The 13147-nt window shown below is 73.6% G+C and carries 12 protein-coding genes; 8 read left to right on the top strand and 4 right to left on the bottom strand.

Annotated elements, in window-relative coordinates:
• Nucleotides 1–24: 24 nt before the first annotated feature.
• From FS532_RS07980 to FS532_RS07965, 4 genes are read right to left on the bottom strand one after another with little or no spacing between them, the layout of a single operon-like run.
• Nucleotides 25–2253 carry a glycohydrolase toxin TNT-related protein gene (locus tag FS532_RS07980; RefSeq protein ID WP_144752288.1) on the bottom strand — a complete coding sequence of 743 codons (2229 nt, stop codon included), beginning with the start codon at nt 2251–2253 and terminating at the stop codon, nt 25–27.
• A 29-nt stretch (nt 2254–2282) separates the two neighbouring features.
• Entirely contained in the window at nt 2283–2666 is a 384-nt protein-coding gene (locus FS532_RS07975; RefSeq protein WP_144752285.1) for a DUF6507 family protein, read from the bottom strand.
• 1 nt (nt 2667) lies between these two features.
• The gene (locus tag FS532_RS07970; protein WP_079236508.1) at nt 2668–2985 is read right to left on the bottom strand and encodes a pore-forming ESAT-6 family protein; all 318 of its coding nucleotides are present in this window, start codon (nt 2983–2985) and stop codon (nt 2668–2670) included.
• A 29-nt stretch (nt 2986–3014) separates the two neighbouring features.
• On the bottom strand, nt 3015–3350 hold the full coding sequence (locus tag FS532_RS07965) for a WXG100 family type VII secretion target (protein WP_079236509.1): 336 nt from the start codon (nt 3348–3350) through the stop codon (nt 3015–3017).
• Nucleotides 3351–3481: 131 nt separating this feature from the next.
• Between FS532_RS07965 and FS532_RS07960 the strand changes: the two genes are divergently transcribed.
• The 8 genes from FS532_RS07960 to FS532_RS07925 are packed head-to-tail and all read left to right on the top strand — an operon-like array spanning nt 3482 to nt 13096.
• Complete coding sequence (locus FS532_RS07960; RefSeq protein ID WP_144752282.1) at nt 3482–4576, top strand: FHA domain-containing protein; 1095 nt, start codon at nt 3482–3484, stop codon at nt 4574–4576.
• Nucleotides 4573–5682: a DUF6177 family protein gene (locus FS532_RS07955; protein ID WP_144752279.1), complete on the top strand. Its 1110-nt coding sequence runs from the start codon at nt 4573–4575 to the stop codon at nt 5680–5682. The genes FS532_RS07960 and FS532_RS07955 overlap by 4 nt, the downstream gene beginning before the upstream one ends.
• Nucleotides 5666–5908 (top strand): hypothetical protein, encoded by a 243-nt coding sequence (locus tag FS532_RS07950; RefSeq protein ID WP_079236512.1) that lies wholly within the window; start codon nt 5666–5668, stop codon nt 5906–5908. The genes FS532_RS07955 and FS532_RS07950 overlap by 17 nt, the downstream gene beginning before the upstream one ends.
• Nucleotides 5905–7272, top strand: coding sequence for an EsaB/YukD family protein (locus FS532_RS07945; RefSeq protein WP_186321956.1), 1368 nt, complete (start codon nt 5905–5907; stop codon nt 7270–7272). The genes FS532_RS07950 and FS532_RS07945 overlap by 4 nt, the downstream gene beginning before the upstream one ends.
• Before the next feature lie 2 nt (nt 7273–7274).
• Nucleotides 7275–8129, top strand: a complete 855-nt coding sequence (locus FS532_RS18905; protein WP_144752275.1) for a hypothetical protein — start codon at nt 7275–7277, stop codon at nt 8127–8129.
• Complete coding sequence (gene eccCa, locus FS532_RS07935) at nt 8126–12154, top strand: type VII secretion protein EccCa (protein WP_144752271.1); 4029 nt, start codon at nt 8126–8128, stop codon at nt 12152–12154. Before FS532_RS18905 ends, eccCa begins: the two co-directional genes overlap by 4 nt.
• Nucleotides 12144–12491, top strand: coding sequence for a hypothetical protein (locus FS532_RS07930; protein WP_144752268.1), 348 nt, complete (start codon nt 12144–12146; stop codon nt 12489–12491). The genes eccCa and FS532_RS07930 overlap by 11 nt, the downstream gene beginning before the upstream one ends.
• A complete protein-coding gene (locus tag FS532_RS07925) occupies nt 12488–13096 on the top strand; it encodes a hypothetical protein (protein ID WP_144752265.1) in 609 nt (202 codons plus the stop codon). The genes FS532_RS07930 and FS532_RS07925 overlap by 4 nt, the downstream gene beginning before the upstream one ends.
• Nucleotides 13097–13147 lie beyond the last annotated feature (51 nt).

Here is a 13147-nt window from a genome sequence, read left to right as displayed (position 1 = left end):
CCTCCTTGTGGGACGACACCGTCGTCAGATCTCCTCGATGAGCCCGAGGCGTTTGAGTAGCTCGACCGTCATCGGCATCTCGACCTGACGCCCGCCGCCGTGGGCGCCGAACCCGGCGGCGATGTCACCCTGGGACGCTCGACCGAGATCCTCGAACGACGAGTTGAAGCGTCGCATGATCCGGTCGACGTCGGCCTGCACCGACTGGGGCGCGGCGTCGTAGTAGCGCTGGATGTCCGAGAAGTCGCCGACCACACGGTACTGGTGGTACTGCGCTGGGTCTTCGAGGTACGGCAGTGACCGCTGGTCGTAGGTGTACGGGCCGGTCTCGGGCACCGGCGATGTGTACCGACCATCGGACGGGCCGTACCGGTCGAAGACGTCCCCGACCTGGGGCACGAGTGGTTCCTTGATCGGCTGACCGGCGTCGTCGAGGGTGTAGCCGCCCTGCGGGACCTCGTCCCAGTTGATGGTGCCGTCGGCCTTGAGGACGGACGCGTCCTTCGGGATCTGCACGTCGTGGGGCCAGACGCCGGTCTGCTCGAAGGCCGCAGCACGGGCCTCACCACCCCAGCTGTTCGCGAGGTAGTCGTGCAGCTGCGTCGGAGTGAGACCGCTCTCGGTCACCAGGTGACTGATGTCGTTGCCGGCGGAGTCGACGGAGACGTGCGCGTAGGCCGGGGACTCCGTGGGGGTCGTACCGTGGTCGCTGGCGCCGTCGGTCGGGCTCCCGTCGGTCAGGCCCTCGCCGTCGGGGCTGCCCGCGCCGTCCGCTCCGGGGTGCCCGTCACCACCCGGTGTGTCGTCGCCGCCGACGCTGGGGCCGGCATCCGTGCCGTGCCCGGAACCACCGTGCTCGGGTCCCCCGTCGCCAGACCCACCGTGTCCGGTCGCCCCCGACTCCGAACCACCACCGTGCGTCGTGGTCGTGCTCTCCCCGTGGCCGCCGTGCCCACCGGCACCGACGAGCTCAGGCTCACGCACCGGCGGCGCCTCGACCGTCGAACCACCGGCGTGCGCGTTCGCGTTCGCATCGGCGCCGGACTCCGACCGCGCCGGCGGGACCTCGACGTCGCCGCCGTGGTGGCCGTGCAGGTCCCCGAGCCCGGTCTTGAAGTCGGCGATCTCGCCCGTGAACCCGTGCAGCGAGTCGCCGAGCCCGGCGGAGACGATGCCCTTGAGGTCACCGAGCTTCGGCAGCACCGACGTCAGACCCTTCGAGGCCCAGGCACCCGCGTCGACCAGGTCGAGGAACTTGCCCGCCTTGCCGACGGTCCCCGCGACCTCGCCCACCTTGCCGAGCGCCCCGACCTTGCCGACCTCGCCGGCGACCGGGATGAGCAGCGAGCCGACGCCCCAGATCGCCTGACCGGCGGCGGTACCCGGGTCCTTCGCCCACTCGTCCCAACCCACGGTCGCCTTGCCGAGGCCCTTCCAGGCCTCGCCCGCGTTGCCCCAGCTCCAGGAGTCGTCCGCGGCGTTGTAGCCGATGAGCGACCCCATGCCCTTCCACGAGTCCGTGAGGGTGTCGAGGTGCCATCCGGTGCCGTCGATCCCGACGAGCATGCCGAGCCCCTGCACCGTGCCCCAGATGCCGTCGACGACGACGCCCTTGAGCAGGTTCGGCACGAAGTACAGCGTCTTCTCGCCGCAGCTCTCCTTGCGGGCCTCGGCGGTGCCCCAAGGCAGTTCCGTGCCCATCGGGAGTTCCTTGTACCCGTAGCCGAGCTTGTCATCCGGGTCGTCGCCGGTCATCGCGTGCAGCGCGGCGAGGCCGGAGAGCCCGCGGATCGTGTTCGCGCACTTCCGTTCGGCGGCCTGGTAGGCGACAACCTGGTTGGCGACACCGTTGATGATGTCGTTGTTCTCGCCGTTGAGGGTCTCGTCCTCGTCCCACGCGCCGTCGTGCTTCTTGACGTCGGCGTGCAGGGTGTTGCCGCGGGTGACGTAGGTCTTGAGCTTCGCGACGATCGGGGTGACCTCGGTCACGAAGTCGTCGAGTGCCTTCGCCACCGTGTCCAGATCGTCGCCGAACGCCGTGCCCTGCGGCACGATCGGCGTCATCGCGTCGTACAGGTCCTGGTCGCCCGGCCCCTCGTACGAGTGCGAGATCGGCGCCCACGCACTGTGGATGTCCGCCGTCCCGTCACGGACCGCCGACGCCACCGTCCGGAGCTTCCCGGCCCCCGCGGTGATCCCGGACGTGTCGACGTCGGTGTACGGGATCTCCCCGACGTTGACGAGCCCACTCATCGCTGCTGCACTCCCCCTGCTGCCTGCTGCTAGTTCGCGCCCGGCGCACCGTCGAACGCCGAGAAGTTCCCGTTCGACGCCGCTGAGACCGCGTTGGCCTGCGTGGTCGCGGCCATCTCGTCGTCACCGTCGATGACGGCCTGGGTCGCCCCGGACGCACCGAGGAGCGACGCGCGCACCCGGTTCTGGATGCCCGTCAGGGTGTCCTTGCGGTGCTCGAAGAACCCGGCGATCGCCTCACCGATGACCTGCGACTGCGCCGCGGTCGCAGCGTCCTGGACGATCGCGTCCACGCCCTGGACCGAGCCGTCCTCGGACCCACCGAGGGCGGTGGACATGGTGATCGTCCGGTCCGAGACCGCCGTCAGGACGTTCTGCACACCCGCGGGGTCGACCCGCCAGCCGTCGACCACGTCAGCCGATGTTGCCGACGGCCGACTTCGCCTTGCTGATCGCGGACTGCGCCGACTCGTCGTTCGACTGCAGCGACGCACGCAGCGTGGCGATGATCTGCTTGACCTCGCCCGCGACGGTGTTCCACCGCTGCTCCTTGGCGTGGTAGTCGTCCGAGACGCCGTCGGCCTGGTAGTCGGCCATCGCGGCCTTCACGTCCGAGTCACGCTGCGCGATGAGCGCCTCGAGCTGGGCCGCGACGGCGTTGAAGTTGTCCTGCGCGTTCTGCGAGGCCGCGACGTCGTAGTCGCGACGGTCTGCCTGGTTGCCACCGCTCATGGTGTTCTCTCCCTCTCCCCGAAGATCCGTCAGGCGCGGCCGCTGAAGCGGGCCGCGTCGAAGTTGGAGCTGCCCTCGAGCGAGCTCGTGGACTGCGCCATGTCCTGGTCGCCTTCCTGGAACGAGCGGTCCATGCCCGAGATGCCCTGGAGGACGCTCGCGAGCGCACCGTTCAGCTCGTTGGCGATGGTGTCCGTCTCGGACTTGAAGCGGTCGAACGCCGCGCGGCCGGCACCGTTGAAGCGGCCCTGCAGCGGCTCGGCCGAGTCGGCGAGCTTCCGGACCAGGGTCCCCAGGTCACCGGAAGCGCCGGACGTCTGCTTGGTCAGGTTGGTGAGGACCTGTGCCCCCATTGCGAACTTCATCGCTCATCCTCTCTGTCTCTTCCCCCCACCCCAGTACGGGTGACAGCGAACGACAGCAGCCTAGACCACGAGGGCGACACGCGTCACGCCCCGCTTCTGACATGATCGGACGTGCCGATGGGAGGTGGGGCATGTCGTCGATCGTGGTCGAGACCGTCGTTCCGGTCATGACCTGCGGACGCTGCGGTGCTGCGTCCACGCAGGGGCAACGGTTCTGCACCGACTGCGGTGCGCTCCTCGGTCGCACCGTCGCCTCGTCGGAGTACGACGCCCTGCGCGACGTCGCGGTGGCGGGCGCCGGCGCGGTCGCGCTGGCGCGACTCGTCGACGTGGTCGTCTGCCTGCTCGGCGCCGCCGCCGGTGCCGGCCTCCTCTTCCTCGCCCACACGGCCGTGCCCTCGTCCGACCCGCTCGGCACGGCGATCGCCGGAGCGGTGACCGGCTTGGTCGTGACGGCCGTGATCGTGGCGATCCGCGCCTCCAGGACGGGCCGTGGACCGGGGGGTCTCGTCACCGGGACCCGCGTCGTCGACGTCGAGGACGCCCTTCCCGCCGGGCCGGTGCGTCAGCTGTCGCGCCTGCGCGGACAGCACCCCCGTCCCGCCGGCGCCGGTCCGTGGGCCGCTGCGACCGGCACCCTGACCGCGTCGTTGCGCGCCGGTCGTGAACCGCTCTCCCCCGCTGCCCCGGCGCTCGGCACCGCCTTCGGTGCGGCCGCGTCGGCGGGTGTCCGTCCCGGGTCTGCTCCTCTGCCTGGAGGCACGGATCCCGTCGGTCTCGACGCCACACGTCGGTCCGGGGTCGGTTCCGCACCCGTTGGTTCCGTACCCGACGGCGGCTTCGCGGCCGTGCCGCCGCCCACCGCGCCCGTCGCCGACGAGTCCGTCCCGGCGGACGCCGTCGTGCTGCGCTTCGACTCCGGCGCGCTGCACTGGTTCCACGGCACCTGCGTCGTCGGCCGCAACCCGGAGGCCGAACCGGGCGTCGCCACCGTCGCCGTGCCCGACCTCTCCCGCACGCTGTCGAAGACCCACGTCGCACTCGTGCAGACGGACGGCGCCGTGGTGCTGCGGGACCTCGGCTCGACGAACGGGACGTCGGTGATCCGTTCGGACGCGTCGTTCGAGTCCCTCGTCCCCGGCGTGGACCTGACCGTCACGGCCGGCTCCACCGTCCGCATCGGCGACCACGCGTTCGTCGTCGACCGGGTCGGGGCCGCCGCGTGAACCCCTTCCGTGCAGCGCGGGCGCACGACGACCGCCCGACCGCGAAGCACCCGCTCGTCGACTCGGCGGGCGGCGGCACCATCCGCATCGAGAGCCGCGCGGGCATCGTGCGCCTCGGCCGGGCCCAGGTCGACGTGCTCCGGACCGCGTCGGCCGAGGGCGCCCGCCCGATCCTCGTCACCGACGGACTGTCCGTCGTGACCGAGGCGTTCCGGCAGTCGCTGGTCGACGCGGGTGGAGCGTGGGTGGTCCGCGGCGACGACGGCCTGCGCAACGGACTCGACGGGCGACGGCTCGAGGAGTTCACCGACGCGGTGCTGCTCGGTCCGCCGACCGCGGTCGAGGACGTCGCCGTGGGACACCTCCGTCCGGAGCCCGCGACCGCGGACCAGCTCGTCGTCTCCGCGTCCGTCCGGCACCGTGCGAGCGCCGAGACCGTCCTGGGCACGACGACCGAACTGCTCGCCGTCGAGCTCGCCGGTGCCGCCCCGACCGGGTGGGGTACGCACGAGCCGGCGACCCGCGCCTGGGACCGCCGAGCGTTCACCGAGGCCGCCCGCGAGCGCATGCCCGACCCGACCCGGTTGCTCGCGGTGGGATCACCGGCCGCACCGCTCGCGATGACGATCACGGCGCAGCGGACCGAGCACGGCGTCGAGGAGCTCACGACCGGCCTGCTGTCGGTCGGCGCACCCGGCGATGCAGCGGCGTCGGTGCGGGTCGCAGCCGTGCCGCAGGTGCTCGGGCGGCTCGCCGCCACCCAACTGCCGCTCTTCGCGCTCGTCCTCCGCCGCCCGGGTCGGGCCGACCTCGCGCAGGCGCCCCGGATGGCGCTCCCGCCGGTCCCGGTCGCGATGCTGCTCGGTGCGCCGTCGGTGCGACAGCTCGGGCTCGACCCCGGGGCGGTGCACGACCGGTTCGGTGCGATCGTCGCCGGGCGACCGCGGATCCCGGCGCTCGTCCTGCCGTTCGGACGGCACCCGGACCGCGACCCGGTCGAGGAGCTCGCGGCCGTGCTCGCCCACATCGGTCGAGACCGGGTGGCCGACGCGGTGGGGATGGACGAGGCGACGAGGGAACAGGTGCAGCGTGCCACGGAACAGTGACTCGATCCTGCTGGAGAGCGTCTCGACGCACCGACGACGGCTCCGGCAGGCGTTCGTGCTCGGCCGGCTCGCCGACCGTCGGATCGTCAACGACAACGTGAAGCGGTTCATCGGCAGCGTCGTCCTCGCCGCGGTCGTGGGCGTCGGGTGCCTCGGCTACTCGTTCGTCACGAACGCGCTCGCCCAGCAGGCGGCCCAGCAGCAACAGCAACAGGAGACCAAGTGACCGACTTCACCCGCGTGACCGTGGTCGGCGCCGGCCGTCGCGCCGACGTCGTCGTCGCGTCCGACGAACCGTTCGCCGGACTGCTGCCGCGGCTGGTGGACATCCTCGACGAGCCGATCGCGGACAGCGCGCACCCGGTCGCCCTCGTGCGCGTCACGGGGGAAGAGGTCTCGCTCGCCGCCGACGCAGCGTCGCAGGAGATCTCCGACGGCGAGGTCCTGCACCTCGTCCGCCGTGCCGACGCGCCGCCGCCGCCGGAGGTCTCCGACGTCACCGACGCCGTCGCCGACTCGCTCGGTCGTCGATCGGACGGTTGGGGAACGGCCGCACGACAGGCCGTCGCCGCGGGTGCCGTGGGCGCGACCGCGTCCGTCGTCGGGACCCTGGTGGTCGCGGCGTTCACGGTCGCCTCGGTCCGGGCGGCCTTCGACGGCGGCGACGTCTCCCCCGCCCTGTTGCCGTCGGTGCTCGCCGGCAGCGGGGTGGTCCTCGCGCTCGCGGCCCTCGTCGCCGGACGCGCCGGAGCCCGGTGGACGGGCATCGCCCTCACCGCGGCGGCCACCGGACTCGCACTGCCGATCGGGCTGGCGGTCGGCCCGGTGCTCGGCCGCGACGGCGACCAGCCCGCCATGATCGCCGCGCTCGTGCTCGTCTGGGCGTGGATCGCGCTCGGCGTCGGGCTCGGCATCGGACAGCGCACCAGGACCATCGGCACCGCCGCCGTCGTCGGCGTCGTCCTGCCCCTGCTCGGCATGGTCACCTGGCTGACCCCCGCTCCCGAGGCCGCCGGGTGGGGTGTGGTGGCCGTCGCCGCGATCGTGGTGTGCGGGCTCCTGCCGTCCGCGGCGATGTCGTCCGCGGGGCTCACCGGGCTCGACGACCGGGTGAGCGGCGGCGACCCCGTCGCCCGCGACCGCGTGGTGACCGCCCTCGACGACGCGTACCGGGCACTCGACTGGACCACGGCGGCCGTCGCGGCACCGATCGCCATCGCCGGCGCCGCCCTCGTCGCCGACCAGGACCCGTGGGCGATCGGCCTCGGCACCGCCGTCGTCGTCGTGGCCGCGCTCCGCACCCGGGCGTTCCCGCTCACCCTGCAGGGCGTCCTGCTCTGGTCCGCGGTCGTCCTCGCCGCGGTGCTCGGACTCGTCGGGCACGCCGCCACCGCCCCCGTGCAGGTGCTCGGGATGCTCGCCGGGCTCGGTGTCGTCGGGGCACTGCTCGCCGGCGTCCGACCCGCTGCGCACCAGCGGGCACGGCTGCGATCGCTCGGCAACGTGCTCGAGACCGTCTCGGTGGTCGTGACCCTGCCGCTGCTGCTCGGGACGTTCGGCCTGTTCGCCGCACTGCTGGAGACGTTCTGACGATGCGGCTCTTCGACGACGTGGTCCCCGCACTCGGACGGGCGTTCTTCGGCAGTGTGGCCGGCGGGGCGCGCGAACTCGACGACGCGCACCGGGCGATCCGGCAGGGCGTGCCGACGAGCCGACGCATCGCCTTCGCCTCGCTGCGCGGCGGGACGGGATGTTCCGCGACCGCGGCGGCCGTCGCGACGGTACTGGCACGACGCCGGGCCGGACGCGTCCTCGGGGTGGACGGCGCCGCCGGGCTGCGCTCGTTCGCGACGCACGCCGGCGCCGACCGCGCCGGACCGACGCCGCCGTCCGAGCGCCGCAGTGCCGCACGGACCTCTTGGGACGCGACCGACGGTCTGGCCGTGACCGGCTCGGGACTGCACGTGCTCCGGATCGGCGACCCGCGCCTCCCGAGCCGTCAGGCGGCGCCCGCGGACTGGACCGACGCCGTCGACCCGATCGCCCGCTTCTTCGACGTCGTCGTCGGCGACTGGGGGTCCCGCAGTCCCTTCGTCGACCTCGGTGCCGTCGCCGCGGACGCGCACGTCGTCGCACTCGTCACCGGACCGGACCGACCGTCGGTCGAGGAGGGCGTGGCGCACGCCGACGCGATCCGTCGACACGCACCCGGGTCGCGCGTGCTCGTCGTCCCCGTCGACACCACCGGCACCGGGCTCCGCGCGGCTCGCACGGCCGCGGAGTGGCCCGACCACGCCGTGCACCCGATCCCGAGCGATCCGAGCGTCACCGGCGGCGGCGACCGTCCGACGGCCTCACGCATCGCCCTCATCCAGCTCACCGCGGCGCTCGTCGACGCCGCCGTCGACCGCCGCGTCGACCGTCACGCACCGGAGGTGTCCCGGTGAACCGCATCGTGCACCGACCCGCACGGGTCTCCACGCCGCTCGTCCGCCCCGACGCCGAGCAGCTCGCCCCGCCGCCCCAGCTCCCCGAGGGCCCGAGCGGCGGCATCCCCCTGCAGTCCCTGCTGCCCGTGGTCGGTGCGATCTCGTCCGTCGTGATGATGGTCGTGCTGCGGGGCAACAACCCGGTGCTCATGGTCGTCGCGGCGCTGGTCTTCGTGGTCGCCCTCGTCGGTGGCCTCGGCATGGCGTTCACCCAGCGCGGCAACGCCGTGCGCAACCGTCGCACCCAGCGTGAGCGGTACCTCGACTACCTCGAGGAGCTCCGCGGCGACCTCCGTGCCCGGACGACGGCGGTGCGCGAACGCGCCGAACACGTCGACCCGGCGCCGGACACCCTCCCCCGGCTCGTCGGGGACCCGGCGCGGCTGTGGGAGCGGCGTCGAGCCCACGCCGACTTCCTGCGCGTCCGGGTCGGCTCGGGCGACGTCGCCTGGCTCGACCTCACGGTGCCGCCGGACCAGAACCCCGTGCAACCCCTCGACCCGCTGATGCTCGCCGAGCTCGAGCAGGTCGCCGAGCACTACGGCACCGTGCACGCGATGCCGATCGCGATCCGGCTCGACGACGCCGGTGACGTCTCGGTGGTCGGCGACCGAGCCGCCGTGCTCGACGTCGCCCGAGCCCTCGTCGCACAGCTCGCGGCGATGCACGCGCCGGAGGACCTGCACCTCGCGGCGGCGTTCCCGGCCGACCGCGCGGACGACTGGGACTGGTTCGACCTGCTCCCGCACGCCCGGATGGACCGCACCTTCGACGGCCCGCTGCGCGCCCGGCGGGTGGCCGAGGACGTGCCGACACTCGCCCGCACCCTCGCGGGGGAACTCGGCGAACGCGCCCGGACCGCGGCGATGTGGCGGCGGTCCGGCGACTCCGGGAAGCGGAGCGACCTACCGCGTCTCGTGGTCTTCGCGGACGAGCACGGCAGCGTGGCCGTCCCCCTCGCGCTGCCGGAGGGCGAGACCCGCCCGGAGGACCTCCGCATCACGGTGGTGCACCTCGTCGCCGACCGCCTGCACGAACCCTCGGACGTGCGGGTGCGCGTGACGGCACGGTCGGAGCAGCCCGGTCACACCCTGCTCGAGATCGTCGACGCGCGCGACGTGGCCGAGGGCGAGCCCGCCCCCGTGCAGGCAGCCGTCTGCGACCCGGTCGCCCCGACCCTCGTCACCGCCGTCGCCCGAGCGCTCGCTCCCCTGCGGTTGTCCGCCGACGCCGAGGAACGCGCCGAGTCGTCGGCCGCGATCGGCGTCACCGACCTGCTCGGGGTGGAGGACGTCACGACGATCGACCCCGACCGCACCTGGCGTCCCCGTGCACCGCGTGACTTCCTGCGCGTGCCGATCGGCGTCGACGACTTCGGCGCCCCGCTGTTGCTCGACCTGAAGGAGTCGGCGCAGCTCGGCATGGGGCCGCACGGCATCTGCATCGGCGCCACCGGTTCCGGCAAGAGCGAGATGCTCCGCACGCTGGTGCTCGGCCTCGCGGTTTCGCACCCGCCGGAGGACCTCGCGATGATCCTCGTCGACTACAAGGGCGGTGCGGCGTTCGCCCCGTTCGCCCGGTTGCCGCACGTCGCGGGCCTCATCGACAACCTCGCCGACGACCCGCAGCTCACCCGCCGTGCGCGTGCGTCCATCGCGGGCGAGGTGCGCCGTCGCCAGGAGATGCTCCGCGACGCCGGGGCCGCGCCGTCGATCACGCACTACCGGGAGCTCCGCACGCACCGGCCCGAGCTGCCGCCGATGCCGCACCTCGTGCTCGTGATCGACGAGTTCGGCGAACTGCTCACGGCGGAACCCGAGTTCGTCGACCTGCTGCTCATGATCGGGCGCATCGGGCGCTCCATCGGCGTGCACCTGCTGCTCTCCAGCCAGCGGATCGAAGCCGGCAAGCTCCGTGGCCTCGACACCTACCTGTCGTACCGGCTCGGACTCCGCACCTTCTCGGAGGCCGAGAGCCAGGTCGTCCTGGACACCGGCGACGCGTTCCACCTGCCCGCGGTCCCGGGCTACGGCTACCTCAAGGTCGACACCAGCGTGTACACCCGGTTCCGGTCCGGCTACGTGTCCGGCCCGATCGAGGACGCCACCCCCGCCTCGGCCGCGGCACCGACGTCCGCCGACACCGCGCCGGAACCGTTCGAGCTGCCGGTCTACAACACCCTCGCGACCGAGGACGACGAACCGGGCGAGGCGACGCTCGAGTCCCCCGACGTCGGCCGGAGCGTCGTCGACGAGGCGGTCGAACGCCTCGGCCGCGGCGACCGGGCGACGACACCGGTGTGGCTGCCGCCGCTGCCCACCCGTCTGGCGCTCGGTGCCGTGCTCGACCCGAACGCCGATGTGGACCCGACCGGCATCACGGTGCCGATCGGCCTGCTCGACGACCCGGCACGCCAGCGGCAGCGCCCGTGGATGCTCGACCTCACGCAGGGCGGCGGCCACGTCGCGGTCATCGGCGCGCCCGGTTCCGGTCGAACCACCTTCCTGCGTTCGGTCGCCGCGTCCATCGCGCTCACCACGACGCCGCGCCAGGTGAGCGTGTACGGCATGGACCTGGCCGGCGGTGGCCTCGGCCGCATCGAGGGCTTCCCGCACGTCGGTGGCGTCGCGACCCGGGCCGACCGGAACCGCCTGCTCCGCCTCGTCGAGGAGCTCCAGGCGATGATCCGGTTGCGCGAGCGGGTGTTCCGCGACCACGGCATCGACTCGCTCGCCATGCTGCGGAGCCGGCACGCCGCCGGACGGGTGCCCGAGCTGGGGTCCGCCGACGTCGTCCTGCTCATCGACGGCTTCGGCGTGATGCGCACCGAGTTCGAGGAGCTCGAGGACGCCTTCGGCGACCTGCTCCAGCGCGGAGGCAGCTTCGGCATCCACGTCGTCGTCGCGCTCACCCGCTGGAACGAGCTGCGGCTCGCGAACCAGCCGCTCATCGGGCAGCGCTTCGAGCTGCGGCTGAACGACCCGGCCGACTCGACCATCGCCCGCGCGGCGGCGGCCACCCTGAAGTCCGGTGAGCCGGGCCGTGTCCTGACCGGCGACGAGCTGTTCGGCCAGGTCGCGCTGCCGGTGCTCGACGACGTCGAGGACGGTGCGGTCGGCGACGAGCTGGCGGCACTCGCCCAGCGCGTCGCGGACAGCTGGGGCGGCCCCGCGGCAGCGCCGATCCGGCTGCTCCCGGAGTCGTTCGACCCCGCCGAGCTGCCGGACCCGCTCGCCTCGCCGGACACCGTGCCGTTCGCGCTGCGGCAGGACACGATGGACTTCGTGGCGTTCGACCCCGCGGTCGACCAGCACCTGCTCGTGTTCGGGGACACCGCCAGCGGCAAGACCGCACTCCTCCGGGGCCTCGCCGCCGGGTTCATGGAACGGTCGACCCCGGACGAGCTCGTCCTCGCCTTCATGGACGTCCGAGGCGGTGCTGCGGCGGGCACCCCGGACGACTTCCTCGGCGGGCACGCTGCGAACGGCCGGGACGCCCGCGGGCTGGCGGCCGCCATCGCCGCCGAGCTCGAGCAGCGGGCCGCCGGCACCTCGACCGGTCCTCGGCCGCGCATCGTGGTCCTCGTCGACGACTACGACATCGTCGCCTCGGCAGGCACCGACCCGCTCGCGCCGCTCATGCCGTACCTGCCGTCCGCGCGCGACCTCGGGCTGCACGTCGTCCTGACGCGACCGGTCGCCGGTGCCGCGCGTGCGATGTACGACACCGTGATCCAGTCCATCCGGGACTCCGGGGCCACCGGACTCGTACTGAGCGGCGAGCGGTCCGAGGGCCAGGTCTTCCCGAAGGTCTACGCCGAGCAGTTCCCGCCCGGACGCGGCCGTCTCGTGCGCCGCGGCACCGCGCCCCGGATCGTGCAGGTGGCCCACTTCGCCGCGGCTCCGACGACGCAGCCGGCGCGCTCCGACGCCGCGGGCCAGACCACCGTCCTCGACCCGAAGGGAGCCGTCGATGCCCCGTGACGTCCTCATCCTGTCCGCGAGCGCGCCCGAGCTCGCGGCGTTCGTCGACGCCGGTGCCGACGTGGCGCCCGACCTGCGCGTCCGGACCCTCGAGGGCGGTGCGGTGACCGAGGTCGTCGACCGCCGGGGCTCCGCGGTGCTCAGCGTCCAGGTGCCCGAGTACGTCGAGAACACCGTCGAGGTCACGCGTCTGGCACCGTGGGCGAACGTCGACGGTCCGGTGTGGTGGACCGAGGCGTGGGCACCGTGGGGGTCCGCCGGTGACGTCGGTGTCGAGATCGCCCGCGCGTTCGCCGCAGCGATCGGCGCCCAGGTCCTCGTGGAGGACGGCTCGTGAGCGACCTCCCACCGACCTCGGCTCCGCTCCCCCCGATGCCCGGATCACGGCGTGCGGCCGTGCAGCGAGCCCGGACGGTCATCGTCACGGGGGTCGCCGGCGGCACCGGCACGACCACGGTCGCGGCACTCCTCGCGGACGCGATCGGCGGCCGACTCGGCGTGGTCGTGCAGGCGACGGACCACTCCGGCGGTGAGCTCGCCGCCCGACTGCCGTCGCTCGAGCCGGCGACCACGCGGGTGACCCTGCACGACATGGGAGCGCACGTCGGGCCGGCCGCGGCGCTCGCGGCGACGCCGGAGAACTGCCTCGTCGTCGTCGGCCGAGCGACCGTCGACGGTGCCGCCGACGTGCGCGAGGCGCTCACGTCGATCGCGCACGAGCCCGACCCGACGCTGCTCGGCCGTTCGGTGGTCGTGCTCGTCGACCGCGCGGCGAAGCCGACCGCGGTGGACACGCGGGTGGTGCGGGACGCCGGCGTCGCCGGGGTCGTCGTGCTCCGCGCCGATGCGGCGCTCAGCCGCCCGGGGCGCATCGCCGTGGCCGACCTCGGCCGCGCCACGATCACGACGGTGTCGGAACTCCTGGCGGCCCTCGGCTGGTGAGCCTCACCCAAGACGGACTGGAGGCGCGGTGCCAGCTGGCACCGCGCCTCC

This window comes from Curtobacterium pusillum (assembly GCF_007673235.1).
Lineage (GTDB): Bacteria > Actinomycetota > Actinomycetes > Actinomycetales > Microbacteriaceae > Curtobacterium > Curtobacterium pusillum_C.
This window is presented reverse-complemented; position numbering and strand designations above follow the sequence as displayed.